14 protein-coding genes, 1 other RNA gene and 1 pseudogene (1 of these 16 cut by a window edge) are annotated in these 17,125 nt (G+C 59.1%); all 16 read left to right on the top strand.

Annotated elements, in window-relative coordinates; translation table 11 throughout:
- The first annotated feature begins 145 nt into the window (after positions 1-145).
- A pseudogene (locus tag FDQ92_RS06360) lies at positions 146-1,176 on the top strand (rod shape-determining protein).
- 110 nt (positions 1,177-1,286) lie between these two features.
- Positions 1,287-2,144 (top strand): rod shape-determining protein MreC, encoded by an 858-nt coding sequence (mreC, locus tag FDQ92_RS06355; RefSeq protein ID WP_137423802.1) that lies wholly within the window; start codon positions 1,287-1,289, stop codon positions 2,142-2,144.
- 37 nt (positions 2,145-2,181) lie between these two features.
- Positions 2,182-2,703, top strand: coding sequence for a hypothetical protein (locus FDQ92_RS06350; protein ID WP_137423801.1), 522 nt, complete (start codon positions 2,182-2,184; stop codon positions 2,701-2,703).
- A 20-nt stretch (positions 2,704-2,723) separates the two neighbouring features.
- Positions 2,724-4,691, top strand: a complete 1,968-nt coding sequence (gene mrdA / locus FDQ92_RS06345; protein WP_137423800.1) for a penicillin-binding protein 2 — start codon at positions 2,724-2,726, stop codon at positions 4,689-4,691.
- A 41-nt stretch (positions 4,692-4,732) separates the two neighbouring features.
- Positions 4,733-5,848 carry a rod shape-determining protein RodA gene (gene rodA / locus FDQ92_RS06340; protein WP_137423799.1) on the top strand — a complete coding sequence of 372 codons (1,116 nt, stop codon included), beginning with the start codon at positions 4,733-4,735 and terminating at the stop codon, positions 5,846-5,848.
- Positions 5,849-6,085: 237 nt separating this feature from the next.
- The gene (locus tag FDQ92_RS06335; protein ID WP_170180223.1) at positions 6,086-6,511 is read left to right on the top strand and encodes a F0F1 ATP synthase subunit B; all 426 of its coding nucleotides are present in this window, start codon (positions 6,086-6,088) and stop codon (positions 6,509-6,511) included.
- Positions 6,512-6,547: 36 nt separating this feature from the next.
- Entirely contained in the window at positions 6,548-7,126 is a 579-nt protein-coding gene (locus tag FDQ92_RS06330; RefSeq protein WP_137423797.1) for a F0F1 ATP synthase subunit B, read from the top strand.
- Positions 7,123-7,674 (top strand): ATP synthase F1 subunit delta, encoded by a 552-nt coding sequence (atpH, locus tag FDQ92_RS06325; protein ID WP_137423796.1) that lies wholly within the window; start codon positions 7,123-7,125, stop codon positions 7,672-7,674. Before FDQ92_RS06330 ends, atpH begins: the two co-directional genes overlap by 4 nt.
- Entirely contained in the window at positions 7,674-9,194 is a 1,521-nt protein-coding gene (gene atpA / locus FDQ92_RS06320; RefSeq protein ID WP_137423795.1) for a F0F1 ATP synthase subunit alpha, read from the top strand. The genes atpH and atpA overlap by 1 nt, the downstream gene beginning before the upstream one ends.
- A gap of 40 nt (positions 9,195-9,234) precedes the next feature.
- Positions 9,235-10,110, top strand: coding sequence for an ATP synthase F1 subunit gamma (gene atpG, locus FDQ92_RS06315; RefSeq protein WP_137423794.1), 876 nt, complete (start codon positions 9,235-9,237; stop codon positions 10,108-10,110).
- Positions 10,111-10,160: 50 nt separating this feature from the next.
- Positions 10,161-11,570: a F0F1 ATP synthase subunit beta gene (gene atpD / locus FDQ92_RS06310; RefSeq protein WP_137423793.1), complete on the top strand. Its 1,410-nt coding sequence runs from the start codon at positions 10,161-10,163 to the stop codon at positions 11,568-11,570.
- 20 nt (positions 11,571-11,590) lie between these two features.
- The gene (locus tag FDQ92_RS06305) at positions 11,591-12,007 is read left to right on the top strand and encodes a F0F1 ATP synthase subunit epsilon (protein WP_137423792.1); all 417 of its coding nucleotides are present in this window, start codon (positions 11,591-11,593) and stop codon (positions 12,005-12,007) included.
- Positions 12,008-12,233: 226 nt separating this feature from the next.
- On the top strand, positions 12,234-14,066 hold the full coding sequence (glmS, locus tag FDQ92_RS06300) for a glutamine--fructose-6-phosphate transaminase (isomerizing) (protein ID WP_137423791.1): 1,833 nt from the start codon (positions 12,234-12,236) through the stop codon (positions 14,064-14,066).
- Between the two features lie 429 nt (positions 14,067-14,495).
- Positions 14,496-14,673: non-coding RNA, 6S RNA (gene ssrS / locus FDQ92_RS06295), on the top strand.
- Between the two features lie 291 nt (positions 14,674-14,964).
- The gene (rny, locus tag FDQ92_RS06290) at positions 14,965-16,527 is read left to right on the top strand and encodes a ribonuclease Y (RefSeq protein ID WP_137423790.1); all 1,563 of its coding nucleotides are present in this window, start codon (positions 14,965-14,967) and stop codon (positions 16,525-16,527) included.
- A 99-nt stretch (positions 16,528-16,626) separates the two neighbouring features.
- On the top strand, positions 16,627-17,125 hold the 5' portion of the coding sequence (gene tyrS, locus FDQ92_RS06285) for a tyrosine--tRNA ligase (protein ID WP_137425733.1). 755 nt of this gene lie beyond the right edge of the window; only the first 499 of its 1,254 coding nucleotides appear in the window; the start codon lies at positions 16,627-16,629; the stop codon falls past the right edge of the window.

The raw sequence follows: 17,125 nt of genomic DNA, 5'->3' as shown, positions 1-17,125 counted from the left end.
GTCAAGCCGGTACCGTTTTGTCAAGGATCAATGCGCACGAGTTAGGGATCGCGGAGAAGCCCAGCTCACAAAGTCGTTGCAGAACAAGGGCCGAGATGCTAGGAAAAGGCGCTCGATCACAATCTGGAAAAGAGGGGACCCACGGATGTTTCTGAATCGCGTTTTTGGATGGTTTTCCAACGATCTCGCCATCGACCTCGGCACAGCCAATACCCTCGTCTATGTCCGCGGGAAGGGGATCGTGCTTTGTGAACCTTCCGTGGTGGCGGTAAAGCGCGGGGACGGCGGCAACAGCATGGTGGTTGCGGTGGGAAAGGACGCCAAGCTGATGTTGGGCAAAACGCCCGGAAACATCGTGGCGATCCGGCCCATGAAAGACGGGGTCATCGCCGATTTTGAAGTGGCGGAGGCCATGCTGCGCTATTTCATTCGCAAGGTGCACAACCGGAGAAGTCTGGTTCGGCCGCGCATCATCGTTTGCGTCCCTTCGGGGGTCACTCAAGTCGAACGGCGGGCTGTTCGGGAGTCGGCCGAATCGGCCGGGGCCCGGGAAGTGTACCTGATCGAGGAGCCCATGGCGGCCGCCATCGGAGCAGGGCTGCCGATCACCGAACCCGTGTGCAACATGATCGTCGATATCGGCGGAGGGACCACCGAGGTTGCGGTGATTTCCCTCGCGGGGATCGTCTACAGCCGGTCGGTGCGGGTGGGGGGGACAAGATGGATCTCGCCATCCTCCAGCACATTAAAAGGAAGTATAATTTATTGATAGGAGAACGCACGGCCGAACTCATCAAGACGACCCTCGGCAATGCCTATCCCTCCGGGGAAGTGGGAACGATGGTAATCAAGGGCCGGGACTTGGTGAGCGGGATCCCGAAAACGATCGAGATCAATTCGGAAGAGGTGCGGGAGTCCATTCAGGAGCAGATCGATACAATCGTGGAGACCATCAAAATCGCCCTGGAGCAGACGCCGCCGGAGTTGGCTGCGGACATCGTGGACCGTGGGATCGTCCTGACCGGCGGGGGGGCGCTGCTGAAGAACCTCGATCACCTGATTCGGCTGGAGACCGGCCTGCCGGTGATGCTTACCGAGGATCCCCTCTTGACCGTCGTACTGGGTTCGGGCAAGGCTCTGGAAGATATCGAAGTGCTCAAAGAAGTCCTCAGCTGACGAGGTTTCCCGTCACGTCGGAATCTCTTCGTTTACAAGCCGTGAATCCTGGAGCCAAAACGTCGCATTCCACCGGGAGCGCAAGCACGAAGCCGTGAGGTGCGGGGTCCATGAGTGAGTTGTTCCGTCGGCTGCGCAGTCTCGCGGTGGTGCTCGTCCTTGTCGCCGTCGGTTTTTACGTGATTTCCCTCAACTTCAGATCTCCCGCGCGAATGGGAGCGGCTCAGCGAATCGTGGTGGAAATGCTCGGTCCGCTGTTCGGAGCGGTGCGGTCCGTGTCCCAGACTTTGGATGAAGTGGTTCGCGACTACGTCTGGCTTCGCCGGCTCCGAAGCGAAAACGAGGAACTGCGGAGGCAGGTGAACGACCTGCATAACAGGCTGGCTTCCTATCACGAGGCGTTTCTCGAAAATCAGCGCCTGCGGCGGCTCCTGGATTTCAAAGAAACGCTCGGTACCCCGTCTATTGTAGCCCGGATCGTGCTCCACGATCCCACCGGATGGTTTCGAACCGTCATCGTCGACAAGGGTGCCGAAGATGGGGTGAATCCCGATATGGCGGTGGTCAACGAGGAAGGGGTGGTGGGACGGGTGCTCGATGTATCCGACCATCACGCCAGGGTCTTGCTTGTCACCGACCGGGAAAGCGCCGTCGACGCGCTGGTGCAGCGCAACCGCGTCCGAGGGATCCTCAGCGGGAAGGACGAAAAGAGCTGCCTTCTTCGGTACGTTCGAGGCAACTTCGAAGTGCGAACGGGCGACTTGGTGGTTACATCCGGCAAGGACGGTGTCTTTCCTCGTGGACTGCGTCTGGGAACGGTGCGCCAGGTGATCAAGGATCCGGTCGGTCTTTTCCAGACAGTCATTGTGAAACCGGTCGCCGATCTCAACGCGGTCGAGGAAGTGCTCATTTTCCAGACGGGGCGGGCTCCGCCCCCCGAATGGGAGGAAGAGGAGCCGTTGGGTTAGGCGGAACTGGAAGGTCATTTGGAAAGGGTGAACAGCCGTGCTTGAAAATTCGAGCGCGTCGTGGTTTCGTCGCGGGATCCTGCCGACAGGGTATGCGTTGCTGGTACTGCTGGTGCAGGCCCAGTGGGTGGAACTCCTGAAGTGGGCGTTCTTCAAGGTGGATCTGTTGCTTCCCGTGGCCTTTCAAGTGGCCCTGTTCAATCCCCTTCCGGCGGCGATGGCTTGGGCACTCGGCCTGGGGTTCGTCGTGGATACGCTCAGCGGCAAGCTGTGGGGCCTGCACATGGGCACCTACTGCCTTGCCGTTGGGCTATATCATGTGGCGGCCGACAGGCTCGAAATGACCCATCCCGTCTATCAGATCGTTTGTATCGGCTTCTGCGGGCTGGTCCAATCCGTCATGCTGGGGTTTTATCTCCAGTGGACTTCCGTCTTCCCCGAATGGCAGGCAACGGTCTGGTCCGGACTTCTCCTGAGAACGGCCGGTACGATGGTTCTGGCTCCCGCGGTGATGTTCCCGTTGCGGTCCTTGATGGATGACATGGAACGGACCGCCTGAATAGGGCTCAGGAGACCCGTATGAAACGGCCGAGACCCGATTCGCCGACAGGATTCAACCGATCTGGAGATTTAATCCGAAAGCCGAAAGCTCCGAAGACCCTCAAACTCATCGACTGGGAAAACACCGAGAGCGCCCTGTTCAGCCGGCAGCACCTCATTCTGCTGATCTTTCTTTTCACCATTCTCGCAGTCTACCTTTTCCGACTGTGGCAGCTTCAGGTCCTGAACGGCGCAACCTACCGCGACGTCTCAGAAAACAACCGCATCCGGCTCGAAGAAATTCGAGCGCCACGCGGCTTGATCTATGACCGCAACGGGACGCCCCTGGTGGAAAACCGTCCCGCTTACCACCTGATGATCGTTCCCGAAGATGTGAAGGACATGGACGGAACCCTGGAAAAGCTCGCTGTGCTGTGCGGGAGCGATGCGGAAGACTTCAGGAAGATCCTCAAGGAAAAGGAGAGGGAACGCAAGTTTGTCCCGGTGAGGCTCATGGCTGACCTGGACAGGGACTGTCTTGCACGGGTGGAAGCCCAACGGCTGCGCCTGCCCGGGGTGTTCATCCAAGTTGAACCGAAACGCAGCTACAAGTGGAACGGGACCGCCGCCCACCTGCTCGGATACCTCAGCGAGGTGTCGGAAGACGAACTGAAGACCGAACGGTATGCCGGCTACTCTGCGGGCGAGTACGTCGGCAAGATGGGCATCGAAAAGGCTTTCGAAAAGTACCTCCATGGCCTGCCGGGGGGCCGGCAGGTGGAAGTCGACGCCCTGGGCCGTCGGCTCCGCCTGCTGGACGAGGTGCTTCCGGTGCCCGGGCGCAATATCTGGCTCACCATCGATCTCAATCTCCAGCGAGTCGCTGAAGAATGTCTGGACGGTCTGGTCGGCGCGATCGTGGCCATGGATCCGGGAACCGGCCAGGTTCTCGCACTGGCCAGCAGTCCCACCTTCGACCAGGAAAAATTCATCCGCGGGCTGAGCCGTGAGGAATGGGTGCAGCTGAGCCGGGACCCGTTGCATCCCCTGCTCAATCGGGCGATAGGTTCCGCCTATCCCCCGGGGTCCACCTACAAGCCTTTTGTCGCCCTGGCGGTGCTTCAGGAAGATCTTTTTAGGGCGGATCAGAAGGTCTTCTGCCCGGGGTTCCTGTCGTTCGGAAACCGGCGGTATCGTTGCTGGCGCCATCAGGGCCACGGAGCGGTGGACCTTTATCAGGCCATTGTCCAGTCGTGCGATGTTTACTTCTACACCATGGGCCTCAAGCTGGGCGTCGACCGCATCGCCCATTACGCGAGGATGTTCGGGTTGGGAGAGCCGACGGGACTCGGCATTCAGCCTGAATCGGGCGGACTGGTACCTACGTCCGCCTGGAAGAAGCGAGTCAAAGGGATACCCTGGCAGAAAGGCGAAACCCTTTCCATCGCCATCGGCCAAGGCTTCAACCTGGCCACACCGTTGCAGATGACGGTGGCCTACGCCGCCATTGCGAACGGAGGCACGTTGTGGCAACCTTACGTGATCTCGAGAATCGAAGGCAACCGGCTGCACGGCATCGAGGAATTCGGCGGGCGTGTCCGGCGGACCATTGAAATAGATGACCGGTATTTCACGGGTATCCAGGATGCGCTTCGGGGAGTCGTGCAGGACAGACGGGGAACGGCTCACGCCATTGAGACGGAAGGCCTGGAGATCGCGGGAAAAACCGGAACGGCCCAAGTCATTCGGCTCCCGGAAAACGCAAGCCGCAAGATGCTCGAGAATACGGCCAAAGACTTCGAACGGGATCATGCGTGGTTCATCGGCTACGCGCCCGCTCGGAACCCCGAAATTGTCGTGGGAGTCCTGGTGGAACACGGAGGCCATGGTTCCTCGGTCGCGGCGCCGCCGGCCAGGAAAGTGATCGCCGCTTACCTGGGAACGGGTGAAGGGGACGGGAATCGTCCGGCTTTGGACGTCTCGGGCGCGATCCCTTCCGCCCGATGAGCGCAGGTACACGTTCCGCCGCCCTGATGAGGAGAAAGATTATGATTGACCGCAGGCTTGTCGAAAATTTCGATTGGAGCGTGCTGTTGGCCTTCTTTTTCATCGTCTTGCTGGGCCTTATCAATCTCTACAGCGCCCTTTACCAGCAGATTCAAGCCGATGCCACGGGAAACCCGTTTTTTAAGCAAGTAGTATGGCTTGGTTTGGGCTTCGTGGGGCTCGTCGCGTCCCTTTTCCTGGACTATCAGAGGCTGAAAGAAGTGAGTCTCTGGATTTACATGGCCACGATGTTGATGCTCGTGGCCGTGCTCATTGTTGGAAAAGAAATCAACGGAGCCCAGAGCTGGCTGGCCGTGGGCGGTTTCAGATGGCAGCCCTCGGAATTCATGAAGATCGCCATCGTCATTCAGCTGGCGACGCTCCTTTCGTCCCAGGAGGTTACGCCGTATCCTAGCCTGAAGCACCTACTTCTGGCGGCGGCCGTCACCGCCGTGCCGGTGCTGCTGGTTCTGGCGCAACCGGACCTGGGAACCGCCGTCACGATCCTTTTGATCGCCGGGACCGTCATTTTCTTTATGGGGATCCGGCTGCGTTACTTGATTTCGGCTGTAATCCTCTTTGTGCCCATGGTGTGGCCCATCTGGCAATATGTGCTGAAGCCGTACCAGAAGTGGCGGATCCTTATACTGATTTGGCCGGAGCTGGATCCGCTGGGTGCCGGCTACCACATCCGGCAATCCAAGATAGCCATCGGTTCGGGGATGCTCTGGGGGAAAGGATTCCTGGAGGGTACACAGAACAAGCTGCGTTTCCTCCCCGAAAAGCACACGGATTTCATCTTCTCCGTGTGGGCCGAGGAATGGGGGTTTGTGGGATGCTTCCTACTCCTTGCTCTTTTCGGCGTGTTGGTCTTTTGTGCCTTGAAGGTGGCCCGCCGGTCCAAGGACCGGTTCGGCACTCTGCTGGTGGTGGGCATGACGGCCCTCATTCTGTGGCAGATGGTCATCAATATCGGCATGGTGATCGGGCTGTTCCCCGTGGTGGGCATCACGCTCCCCTTCGTCAGTTACGGCGGCTCCTCGCTGATCACCCTCTGTCTGGCCATAGGATTGATCGAAAACGTGAGCATGAGGCGGTACGTGTTCCAATGCAAATAGAACACGTAAACCGGGTATCCTCAACGAAAACGGGCATTGTGATTTTTTTTACTTTTTTGCTTGCATGCCTCGGGAAGATGTGCTAAGCAACGGCCCTATCCTGCCAATCCGGGCGACGCCGCCCGTTAGGCCGCAGAGTGACTGTCCCGGGCCGCAAGTAAATGCATGCGACGAACGTTCGGCCCGCGGGTTGGGCGAGAGTGGCTGAACCCAAGATCCGTTAAAGAGGAAAAGGCGATGATCGAGGTCAACCTTACGCTCCTCATTCAAATGGTGAATTTCCTGCTCCTTGTATTCCTCATGAACGTCATCCTCTACCGACCTATACGACGACTGGTTGAGCAGCGGAACCGGTTCGTTTCCGAGCAGAACGAGGAGATCAGCCGGGCGCATGCGGCGGTGCAGGAGGCGATCCGCCAGTATGAGGACCGGATTCGCGAAGCCCGATCCAGGGGTCGGGAAAAGATCCAGGAGCTGAAGGAAGCCGCCTACCAGGCGGAAAAGGATATTATCGGAAGGGCGTCCCGGGAAGCCGCCGGCCAGGTTCAGCAGGTCCGGCAGAAGGTTGAACGGGAGCTGGGTGCGGTCAGGCGGGAACTGCAGGCTCAGATCGAGGTGTTCTCCAGGGAATTGGCGCAGCGCATCTTGGGGAGGGCGCTGTAATTTCATCCAATATGCCGGAATGAGTGAGGCGAGGCGATGATCTCCAAGCGGGTTGGAAGTTTCGTAGCGACGTTGCTGTTGGCGGTTCTGGCGTGCGGAACCGCCATGGCCAGTGCCGGAGGCGAGGGAGGCGGAAGCGACTGGAAGGATTTCTTTCTGAGGCTTCTCAACTTTGCCGTCATGCTGGCTATCCTTGTGAAGCTCCTCAAAAAGCCCGCCACCAATTTCTTTGTCTCCCGGAGGGAAAACATTCAGCGCCTGTTGAAGGAGTTGGAGGAGAAGAAGCAGGAGGCCGCGGCGCGGGCCGAGGAATACAAGTCCAAGCTGGCGGTTCTGGACAAGGAAACCGAGCGGATCCTGGAAGAGTACATACAGGAGGGGGAGGCGGAGCGGCGCAAGATCATTGAAGCGGCCGAGCGGCAGGCGGAATATATTCACCAGCAGGCGCAGTTCGCCATCCAGCAGGAGATCAAGTCCGCCAAGGAGAGTCTGAAGGAAGAGATCGCCGAGCTTACCGTCTCGGCGGCGGAAGAGCTGTTGAAGAAGAACATTCGGGGTGAGGACCAAAAGCGGTTGGTTGAGGACTTCATGACGAAGGCGGTGGAGGCAAAGTGAAAAACCTGATCATAGCCAAGCGGTATGCCAAAGCGCTGTTCAACATCGGCCTGGAGGATGGCCTCGTTGAGCAGTACGGGCAGGAGTTGGAAGGGTTCGTCACGCTCCTCAAGGAGATGCCTGCACTGGAGGATGCCATCACGAACCCGCTGTACCCGGAAGATGCAAGAAGACAGGTTCTGAATGCGGTTGCGGACAAGGCCGGCTTGAGCCAAACGGTGAAGAGCTTTCTGGGGCTGATGGTGGAGAGGAATCGTGCGGCCTACATGGGCGAGGTTCTGGAATACTTCCGGAAACTGGCGGACGCTCATAACAACGTGGCCAGAGCCAAGGTGGCGGCGGCGGCGAAGCTCGAGGACGAAACCCTGAAAAGCATTGCAGATACGCTGGCCAAAATCACCGGAAAAACGGTCGTCGTGGAATTCAGCCGGGATCCCGAGTTGATCGGCGGGGTCGTGGCGCGTATCGGCGACCTTGTGATTGATGGGAGTGTGAGGACGCAGTTGCAGAGCATCAAAGAATCTTTGAAAAGGGGTGAGCTGAGTTAATGGAAATCAGAGCCGAAGAAATAAGCCAAATCATCAGAGAGCAGATCAAGGACTACGAGAAAAAGGTCGAGCTCAGCGAGACGGGACGTGTGCTGTCCGTCGGCGACGGAATCGCCCGCGTGTTTGGCGTGGAAAAGTGCATGTCCATGGAATTGCTTGAGTTCCCTACGGATCACGGACCTATCTACGGCCTGGCGCTGAACCTTGAAGAAGACAACGTGGGTGTCGCCATCATGGGAGAGGACATCCACATCAAGGAAGGGTCCGAAGTCAAGCGCACAGGCCGCATTGCCGAAGTGCCGGTGGGCGACGCCGTCATCGGCCGCATCGTCGATCCGGTCGGCAACCCATTGGACGGCAAGGGGCCGGTGGAGGCTTCCGAGTATGCCCGGATCGAGCGGATTGCACCGGGCGTCATCGCGCGCCAGCCGGTGAAGGAACCGATGTACACGGGGTTGAAGGCAATTGATGCCATGACGCCCGTGGGCAGGGGGCAGCGCGAACTCATCATCGGCGACCGTCAGATCGGCAAGACCGCCATCGCCGTGGATGCGATCATCAACCAGAAGGACAGCGGGATCATCTGCATCTACGTGGCTGTAGGCCAGAAAAAGTCCACCGTGGCCCAGGTTGTGGAAACGCTTCGAAAGCACGGAGCCATGGACTACACGGTGGTGGTCGCCGCGTGCGCGAGCGATCCCGCTCCGCTGCAGTACATCGCGCCGTATGCGGGTTGTGCCATCGGGGAGTACTACCGTGACCGGGGACGGCACGCCCTCATCATCTACGACGACCTCTCCAAGCAGGCCGCCGCTTACCGGCAGGTATCGCTCCTTCTTCGCCGGCCGCCGGCGCGCGAAGCGTATCCGGGCGACATTTTCTACAACCATTCCCGACTTCTCGAACGGGCGGCCAAGCTGAACGATGAGTTGGGCGGGGGGTCCCTCACGGCCCTTCCGATCATCGAAACCCAGGCAGGGGACGTGTCGGCGTACATTCCAACGAATGTGATTTCCATCACCGACGGCCAGATTTACCTGGAACCCGGACTCTTCTTCGCCGGCGTGCGCCCGGCGATCAACGTGGGCCTTTCGGTTTCCCGCGTGGGCGGTGCGGCGCAGACCAAGGCCATGAAGCAGGTTGCCGGACGCCTGCGGCTGGATCTGGCTCAGTACCGTGAACTGGAAGCCTTCGCCAAATTCGGCAGCGACCTGGACAAGGCGACACAGGCGCAGCTCAACCGGGGAATGCGGCTCGTGGAACTTCTCAAGCAGCCGCAGTATCGGCCCATGTCCGCTGAAAAGCAGATCATTTCGCTTTATTCGGGCACCCGCGGGTATCTGGACAAGGTGCCTGTGGACAAGGTGGACGAATACGAAAAGCAGATGCTCGCCTTCGTGGAGCGGAAGCATCCCGAGATCTTCGAGACCTTGCGCGAAAAGAACGCGATCGACGAAGAGCTTGACAGGAAGATGGGCGAGGCGCTCAAGGAATTCGCGGAAGTCTTCCAAGTGGCGTAGGCGGTGTAAACGCTGGGGAAAGGACTCGGAGAGGGGTGTTATGGCAACCCTAAGAGATATCAAACGGAAGATCGACGCCGTCAAGAAGACCTCGCAGATCACCAAGGCGATGAACATGGTGGCGGCCGCCAAACTTCGTGGCGCGCAGGAGAATATGGAGCGCTTCCAGGTCTATGCGTCCAAGTTCCGGGAGGTCATCGGGCGGTTGGCCGGCGGGGTCGAGGCCGACGGGGAGTTTGCTCTCATGACCCCTCGCGAAGAGGTGAGGAAGGTCGAGCTGGTGCTCCTGACGGCCGATCGCGGTCTTTGCGGCAGCTTCAACAACAACCTGATCTTTACGGCGGAACGGTTCTTCCAGCAGAAGCGGGATGAAGGAGTGGAAGTCTCCATCACTGCCGCGGGCAAGAAGGGGCGCGACTACCTGCGCAGGCGCCGTTACCCGGTGCGGGCTTCCTACCTGGGTTTGCTCAACAAGCCGAACTACGACGACGCCTTCCAACTGGGGCGGGAGCTGATTGCGCTTTTTGAAGAAGGTGAGTGTGACGAAGTCTATGTCATCTACAGCCATTTCCGCAGCATGGTAAAACAGGAGGCGACCCTGTTGAGGCTGCTTCCGATCGTGCCGGAACAGGCCGAGGAAGAAGAGCTGGCTGGAAGGGAATACATCTTCGAGCCGTCCCACCAAGAACTGCTCACAGACCTCTTGCCCAATTACGTGTACAACCAGCTGCTGGATTGCTACTACCTGACGGCGGTGAGCGAACATGCGGCACGAATGACGGCCATGGAAAACGCCACCAACAACTGCAAGGAGTTGGTGAAGGACTTGACGCTTACGTATAACAAGGCGAGGCAGGCGGCCATCACGAAGGAACTGATGGACATCGTGGGTGGTGCCGAGGCACTGAAGAAATGATGGGGAGATAGGCGACGGCGGTTCGGCGACCAAAGGAGGTATCGGGCCACATGAATATTGGGAGAATCGTACAAGTCATCGGAAACGTGGTGGACGCGGAGTTCGAAGAAGGCAAGCTCCCGGCTATTTTGACGGCGCTGCTGGTGAGCAATCCCGGTATAAGCGACGAAGAAGACAACTTGGTGTTGGAGGTTGCGCAGCATTTGGGGGACAACGTTGTGCGTACCATCGCCATGGACCTCACCGACGGCCTGGTGCGCGGCATGCCGGTAAAGGATACCGGTAAGCCCATCATGATGCCTGTGGGGAAAAAGGTTTTGGGGCGCGTGCTGAACGTCGTGGGCCGCCCGGTCGACGGAATGGGCCCTGTGGAAGCCGACGAGGAGATGCCCATTCATCGGCCGGCTCCGAGCTTTATCGAACAGGATACGTCGGTAAACGTGCTGGAGACGGGCGTGAAGGTCATCGACCTCCTGGTGCCATTTCCGCGGGGCGGTAAGATGGGGATGTTCGGCGGTGCCGGTGTGGGCAAGACCGTCGTCATGATGGAAATGATCCACAATATCGCCATGCAGCACGGCGGGATTTCGGTGTTTGCCGGGGTGGGTGAGCGCACCCGCGAAGGAAACGACCTCTACCTGGAAATGAAGGAATCCGGTGTTCTGCCGCGGGCAGGCCTGGTTTACGGGCAGATGACCGAGCCGCCCGGAGCCCGCGCGCGGGTGGCCATCTCCGCTCTGACGGTGGCCGAGTATTTTCGTGACGTGGAGGGTCAGGACGTTCTGCTGTTCATCGACAACATCTTCCGCTTTACACAGGCGGGTGCCGAAGTCTCGGCGCTGCTCGGCCGCATGCCCTCCGCCGTTGGTTATCAGCCCACGCTCGGTACGGACCTGGGAGAACTTCAGGAGCGAATCACATCCACCACCAAGGGCTCCATTACGTCGGTGCAATGTGTGTATGTTCCCGCTGACGACCTGACCGACCCCGCACCGGCCACGACTTTCGCTCACCTGGACGGAACGGTGGTTCTGTCGCGCCAGATCGCGGAATTGGGCATCTATCCCGCAGTGGACCCGCTGGACTCCACATCGCGGATCCTCGACCCGAACGTACTCGGCGAGGAACACTACATGACCGCGCGGGCGGTGCAGCAGATCCTGCAGAAGTACAAAGACCTGCAGGACATCATTGCCATCCTCGGGATGGACGAACTGTCCGACGAAGACAAGATCACGGTGGGTCGCGCAAGGCGAATCCAGCGGTTTCTGTCGCAGCCGTTCCACGTGGCGGCCCAGTTCACCGGCGTTGAAGGCAAGTACGTGAAGTTGGAAGACACCATCCGCGGATTCAAAGAAATTGTCGAGGGAAAGCACGACGATATCCCCGAGCAGGCTTTCTACATGGTGGGTTCCATCGACGAAGCGGTGGAAAAGGCCAAGCAGATGGCTGAAGCCTAGGCAGGAGAGATGGTGTAACTATGTCGGAAAAGACTGAGAAATTGCTTCTGGAGATCGTGACGCCCGAGCGGATGGTGGTGAGCGAGTCGGTCGATATCGTGGTGGCTCCCGGCGAGATGGGCGAATTCGGGGTGCTTCAGAATCACATCCCGTTCTTGACCAAGTTGAAGGTGGGGGAGCTGCGCTTTCGAGTGGGCGCCAGCCAGCGGTACGTGGCCATTATGGGCGGATACGCCGAGGTTCTTCCTCACCGGGTGACCGTGCTGGCCACGGCGGCTGAGGAGGCGACGGATATCGACATCATCCGGGCCAAGGCCGCCAAAGAGCGTGCGGAACGGCGGTTGAGGGAAGCCAAGGACCGGATCGAATTTGCTCGCGCCGAGGCGGCCCTGCAACGGGCCATCGCTCGCCTCAGGGTAGCCGAACGGCAGCAGTAAGCGGAAGCAGACAGCCTCATTCATGCGGAAGGCCCTTCCCGGATTCAGGGAGGGGCTTTTCTTTTGCGCTGAGCCGCCGATTTCCGCGGGCGCGTTTGAGCGGGAGGGTGGATGCTGCGGGGGACGGCATAGGGACTTTGGGGTTGACGAACTCCAGGGTTTATCGTGCATTAGGTCCGGTCGCTGATTTAGCGGTGGTTTCTTGGATCGACAAGGGGAGGAAAAGATGTGCGGGATCATCGGATACATCGGCGAGAAGGATGGCCTGCCCATCCTCCTCGAGGGCCTCAAACGCCTGGAGTACCGGGGATACGACAGTGCAGGAATCGCTACGATCAACCACCACGGGAGGATCGACGTGGTACGGTGCAGGGGGAAGCTCAAGAGCCTGGAGGAAAGGCTCGTCTCCATGCCGCTTACCGGTACGGTGGGAATCGGACACACTCGATGGGCGACTCATGGAAAGCCGAGTGATGAGAATGCGCATCCGCACCGTTCGGGCCCGTTCGTGGTGGTCCACAACGGGATTGTGGAGAACTTCGCGGTCCTGAGGGATCGGCTCACGGATGAAGGATTTCGGTTCGATTCTGAAACGGACACCGAGGTGATCGTCAAGCTTCTGGAGAGCGAAAGGCGCAAGGGGAAATCGTACCGGGAGGCCGTGCTGGACACTCTTCGGCAGCTCCGTGGCAGTTACGCTGTGGTGTTTTTGAATGAGGAGGAGCCCGAAACACTGGTGGCGGCGCGAAAGGAAAGCCCTCTGATCCTCGGGCTCGGCGAAGATGGAACCTACGTGGCTTCCGACGTTCCGGCCATCCTGTCGCATACCCGCCGGGTGGTCTTTTTGGACGATGAGGACGTGGTCTTTATCGATAGGAGTGGGTTTCGCGTGGAGGATCTTCATGGGCACGTGAAGGAAGTGCATGCCAAGACCATCGACTGGAACCCGGTGATGGCCGAAAAGGCCGGCTACAAGCACTTCATGCTTAAGGAAATTTACGAGCAGCCGCGGGCCATCGTAGACACCTTCCGGAGCGTTCTGGATCTCAGTGCGTTCGAGGTGTTCTTCCCCGAGGCGCACCTGGACCGCGAACTGCTGTCAAAGATCGACAGGGTTTTCCTCGTGGCCTGCGGAACCTCCTTTCATGCGGCCCTGGTCGGAAAGTACATGCTGGAGAAGCTGTGCCGGGTTCCGGTTGAAGTGGACTTGGCCTCGGAATTCCGCTACCGGGATCCCATTCTGGATGAACGCTGTCTTCTCCTCGTGATCAGTCAGTCGGGTGAAACGGCCGATACGCGGGCTGCACTTGTGGAGGGAGTCCAGAAGGGGGCCCATTGCCGCGCCATCGTGAACGTGCTTGGGAGCAGCCTGGCCAGGATGGCTCAGGGCGTTATCTACACCCATGCCGGCCCGGAGATAGGAGTGGCGTCCACCAAAGCTTTCACCACGCAGCTGGTGGCCCTTTTTCTGCTGAGTATTTACTGGGCTACAAAAATCGGGACAATTTCCAGTGAGTCAAGAAGGGAGGCGCTCCAGCACCTCCTGGAACTCCCCAGAAAAATGGATGAACTGCTCAACGATGGCGGCGTCATCCAGCACTGGGCCAAGAGATACGTGCACGTCACCGATTTTCTCTATCTGGCCAGGGGAATCCTGTTCCCTATCGCACTCGAAGGGGCCCTCAAGCTGAAAGAGATTTCCTATATTCATGCCGAAGGCTACGCCGCCGGCGAGATGAAGCACGGCCCCATCGCGCTGATCGACGAAAACATGCCGGTGGTCGTTCTGCTGAGAAAGGGAGAGCTGTACGAGAAGATGATCTCCAATGTTCAAGAGGTGCTGGCTCGAGACGGGCAGATCCTGGCCCTGGTGGAGGGAGCCAAAGATCCCAAAATCGGTCCCCTGGAGCTGCAACTGGAGATCCCCGAAACGTGTGAATGGCTGGCCCCGGTTCTGTTTGTCGTTCCTCTGCAATTGCTGGCCTACCACATTGCGGTCATGCGTGGGACCGACGTGGATCAGCCGAGAAACCTCGCCAAGAGCGTGACCGTGGAGTGAGCCCGCGGTCGGAGATAAATCAACTTGACTTGCTTTGGGCTTTTTGAATAGAATGGATTTGCGAAGGGAAAAGGCGTGTGATTCTGGCGGGTTGTATCGACGATGGCGAAATGAAACGCCTGATAGGCGATCAGGGCCGCCGGGTGCCCAGCTTTAGGATCCCAAATGAGGAGAAGCGAAGGAACCTGTACCGGGGCCGGCATGAAGGGCAGGAGGTTCCCTCGGGCAATCAGCATCGCGTTCCCAATCTGCCAGCGGTTCGAAGCGGGGCGATTCCGCCTGGGACTCACGAACCGTGGAAATATGAGTCGTCAAGAGCACGGCCAGAGACGGAAAACAGAGCGTGCCTATTGCCGCAAATGCCATGGGCGGTGAGGGATTGGTGGCTCGCTGCCCGGGAGAGTTGAACTTAAATAACACCTGGTAGGGTTGCCCCTGCGGTGTTCGTGATCGACAGAGCGTCCTGAGCCAACACAAAAAAGAAGGGAGTTTCCGCTGGTTCCGGTGTGCGCGTCGGTTGTCCGAAGCGCCTGAGGGAACTACGAGACGCCCACTTAGCTGAATCGGTTCAAGACCGACTGCCGACACGGCACAATGCGGGGGCTGCCCTCATTCAGGAAAGCCTCCTCCTTTCCTGCACGGTGAGGCCTGTGTGCGCCATCGTGGATACAGGCTCTCTTCCTTCCCCAAAGCTGCACATTCCGTCGCACGCCATCGGTGAGTCGTTGATCTCGCGAGGTTTATCCCGTTTAAGCAAAGGATGAACGGGTCGGTGTAACCCCCTCCCCCGGAACGTACCGGATTGGTGCGGCAAAGGCGTTCAGGGTGTTTTCAGTCCCGGCGAGCGCCGTTTCCCTGCCTCATGCAGAGAAGCCGCTGAAGAAAGGATTGAGGAAGGATGAATACGCTGGCAGTGGTGATGTTGACCTTGCTCGCGCTGGCGGGCGGCGCTGCGCTGGGCATTGTGGGCCTTCGGTTCTGGACCCGCAGGCGAGCGGGGCAGGAGCAGGCGGCGGCGGTCGACGTGCTCAATGAAGCCCGCAAAGAGGCCGAGACGATCAAGAAAGAGGCGATCCTTCAGGCGAAGGACAGCATCTTTCAGATGAAGGCCGAATTCGAAAAGGAGAGCAAGGAAACCCGGAAGGAGCTCCAGAACCTCGAGCGCAGGCTTTTGCAGAAAGAGGAGAACCTGGAGAAGAAGTCGGAAGCTCTCGATAAGAGGGAGGGCGCCCTGAGTAAGCGGGAACGGGCGATTCAGCAGCGGGAAAGCGAACTGGAGGAAAGGGACCGGCAGGTGCAGTCGCTGTTTGAAGAACAGCGGCAGCGTTTGGAATCCCTTTCCGGCATTTCGGCTCAAGAGGCGAAGGATATGCTGGTGCGGTCCATCGAGAACGAGGCCCGCCACGATGCGGCCATGCTTCTCAAGCGCATCGAGACGGAGACGAGGGAGATGGCTGACAAGAAGGCCAAGGAGATCATCGCGCTCGCCATCCAGCGCTATGCTGGAGACTACGTGACGGAAAAAACCGTATCGGTGGTGAACCTCCCCAGCGACGAGATGAAGGGGCGGATCATCGGGCGCGAGGGCCGTAACATCCGGGCGCTTGAAGCCAGTACCGGGGTTGACCTCATCATCGACGACACGCCAGAGGCGGTCATTCTTTCGGGCTTCAATCCCGTTCGCCGGGAGGTCGCGCGCCAATCTTTGGAGCGGCTCATTGCCGACGGCCGGATTCACCCGGCGCGGATCGAGGAGATTGTAGAAAAGGTGAGCGAGGAGATCGAAACCAGCATCCGGGATGCAGGCGAGCAGGCCGCTTTCGACGTCGGCGTTCACGGCATCCACATGGAATTGATCAAGCTCTTGGGAAAACTGAAATACCGAACCAGTTACGGCCAGAACGTGCTTCAACATTCCCGAGAGGTTGCCTTCCTGTGCGGTGTCATGGCGGCCGAGTTGGGACTGAACGAAAAACAGGCCAAGCGGGCAGGATTGCTCCATGACATCGGCAAAGCCGTGGACCACGAGGTGGAAGGCCCCCATTCGCTCATCGGAGCCGATCTGGCGAAAAAATACGGCGAGCCGCCCCGTGTCGTCCATGCCATTGCGGCCCACCATGAGGATGTTCCGGCGGAGGACGTGCTCGCCATCCTCGTGCAGGCGGCCGATGCCCTGTCGGGTGCTCGTCCAGGGGCGCGCAAGGAGCTGTTGGAATCCTATGTCCGCCGCCTGGAGAATCTGGAAAACATCGCCGCGTCATTTCCCGGTGTGGGCAAAGCCTATGCCATACAGGCGGGAAGGGAATTGCGGATCATCGTGGAAAGCGAGAAGATCAGCGATGCGGATATTGTCCTTCTGAGCCGGGACATTGCGAAGAAAATCGAAGCGGAACTGAGCTATCCCGGGCAGATCAAGGTGACGGTTATCCGGGAAACGCGGGCGGTCGAATACGCGAAATAGAACCGGACCGTGACGGGTGAAGCGGCTACGGCGCGCTGCACCGGAAATTCGAATGGGAGGGAACGGGTGCCTAACGTCAGAAGCGTGCTCGATGTCTTGATGGATCGGGGGTTTGTCGCTCAACTCACGGACGAAGTCGGCCTGCGGAGTTACCTCGACGCAGGGGCCACCTGCTATGTGGGCTTTGACCCGACGGCGGACAGCCTGCATGTGGGGCATCTCCTGCCCATCTTGGCATTGGTTCACATGCAGAAACACGGCCACCGGCCCGTCGCGCTCGTGGGTGGCGGAACGGGAATGGTGGGCGATCCCAGTGGCAAAACCGAGATGCGTCAGCTTCTTGATCTTCAAACGATTCGTTCCAACGTGGAAGCCATCGGAAGCCAGCTTTCGCGCTTCATCGATTTTTCCGGCGGCAAGGCTTTGATCTTGAACAATGCGGATTGGCTGCTCGAACTGCGCTACATCGAGTTCTTGCGGGAGATCGGGCGCTACTTCAGCGTCAACCGCATGCTCGCGGCGGAAAGCTACAAGGCGCGGCTGGAAAGCGGGTTGAATTTCATTGAGTTCAACTACATGCTGCTGCAGGCCTATGACT

The organism is Desulfoglaeba alkanexedens ALDC, from assembly GCF_005377625.1.
In the GTDB taxonomy this organism is placed as follows: Bacteria; Desulfobacterota; Syntrophobacteria; order Syntrophobacterales; family DSM-9756; genus Desulfoglaeba; species Desulfoglaeba alkanexedens.
This window is presented reverse-complemented; position numbering and strand designations above follow the sequence as displayed.

Excerpts from the sequence above, each read along its gene's own strand:
- FDQ92_RS06305 (WP_137423792.1), top strand. The coding sequence starts at position 11,591 with ATGTCGGAAAAGACTGAGAAATTGCTTCTGGAGATCGTGACGCCCGAG.
- atpG (WP_137423794.1), top strand. The coding sequence starts at position 9,235 with ATGGCAACCCTAAGAGATATCAAACGGAAGATCGACGCCGTCAAGAAG.
- rodA (WP_137423799.1), top strand. The coding sequence starts at position 4,733 with ATGATTGACCGCAGGCTTGTCGAAAATTTCGATTGGAGCGTGCTGTTG.
- FDQ92_RS06335 (WP_170180223.1), top strand. The coding sequence starts at position 6,086 with ATGATCGAGGTCAACCTTACGCTCCTCATTCAAATGGTGAATTTCCTG.
- FDQ92_RS06330 (WP_137423797.1), top strand. The coding sequence starts at position 6,548 with ATGATCTCCAAGCGGGTTGGAAGTTTCGTAGCGACGTTGCTGTTGGCG.
- atpA (WP_137423795.1), top strand. The coding sequence starts at position 7,674 with ATGGAAATCAGAGCCGAAGAAATAAGCCAAATCATCAGAGAGCAGATC.
- mreC (WP_137423802.1), top strand. The coding sequence starts at position 1,287 with ATGAGTGAGTTGTTCCGTCGGCTGCGCAGTCTCGCGGTGGTGCTCGTC.
- glmS (WP_137423791.1), top strand. The coding sequence starts at position 12,234 with ATGTGCGGGATCATCGGATACATCGGCGAGAAGGATGGCCTGCCCATC.
- atpD (WP_137423793.1), top strand. The coding sequence starts at position 10,161 with ATGAATATTGGGAGAATCGTACAAGTCATCGGAAACGTGGTGGACGCG.
- rny (WP_137423790.1), top strand. The coding sequence starts at position 14,965 with ATGAATACGCTGGCAGTGGTGATGTTGACCTTGCTCGCGCTGGCGGGC.
- mrdA (WP_137423800.1), top strand. The coding sequence starts at position 2,724 with ATGAAACGGCCGAGACCCGATTCGCCGACAGGATTCAACCGATCTGGA.